At 38.9% G+C, this 1,077-nt stretch carries 1 protein-coding gene; it reads right to left on the bottom strand.

Annotation, left to right across the window (positions count from 1 at the left end; translation table 11 throughout):
• The coding region (locus DDE80_RS14425) for an RNA-guided endonuclease InsQ/TnpB family protein (RefSeq protein WP_108308639.1) at positions 1–1,077 on the bottom strand (1,077 nt) is incomplete at both ends.

Below are 1,077 nucleotides of genomic sequence, written 5' to 3'. Positions count from 1 at the left end.
AACCGTAACTGTATCTGAAATGTATGCCATTCCTTTTCGATACAGATTCATTGCCCCGATGCGGTCGTCATTCGATTGATAAGAGCAGTTGACACACGTAAATGTATGTGTTTTTTTATTGCGATTTCGCTTAGCTACATGACCGCATTTCGGACACGTTTGGCTTGTATATTTCGGGGAAACAATAATCACCTTATGTCCGTATAGTTGTGCCTTATATTCAAGGAATTGTCTAAATTGATAGAACGCCCACGAAATGCTAACATAACGGTTTTTGACATGGACTTTCTCGGTTGCTTGACGTACACCTGTTAAATCCTCTACTACAAATAACGTACCTTTTGGATAACGTTCAACGAGTGCCTTTGTGACTTGATGGTTGACATCGCGTACGTAACGGTTTTCTCGTTGCCCTATTGCACGAATACGCTTACGTGCGGAAGCTGTTTGACGTTTTTGTAAAGCTTTACGTGTCGCTTTCAATCGACCACGCTTATGTTTTATAGGGCGACCATTAAAGAATGTTGTTTTGCCTTTACTATCATAGCTAGTGGCTAGAAAATTAATCCCTAAATCAATACCAACAATGTTAGTAACATCTTGCTCCTTTAATAGAGGGATTTCTTTTGTCATGGGGATATGTAAAAACCACTTATTGCACTTGTACACCAGTTTCGCTGTGCCAAATTTCCAATCGTCATTGAAGTATTTTTGCATCCCTTTTAATTCAAAGGGCAATTTAATACGACCAGCTAACGTGTTGACACTAAAAAGTCGCTCGTTTAAAGAATAGTCACGATTCCATACTACATCATAGCTAGGGTGCTTGTAGTGAACAAGCGACCATTCATGTCCGTTTGATTGTGCTGATTTGTAGCTGGCAATGACCGTTTTCATGACGGATTGCGCCATTTGACTTTTCAAACCAAAGCGTTGGCGAAGTTCTTTGTAATACAAGTTGTTTAATTGTAGTTGATTCAGATTTTTTGATACAAATACTTTCTCTGAAAGCCAATTACACGCTTTTTGATAGGTTTTACTTGTCAAACGTAGGCTTTCTGCTTGTGATTCATTAAC

Source organism: Metalysinibacillus jejuensis (assembly GCF_003057615.1).
GTDB lineage: Bacteria > Bacillota > Bacilli > Bacillales_A > Planococcaceae > Metalysinibacillus > Metalysinibacillus jejuensis.
This window is presented reverse-complemented; position numbering and strand designations above follow the sequence as displayed.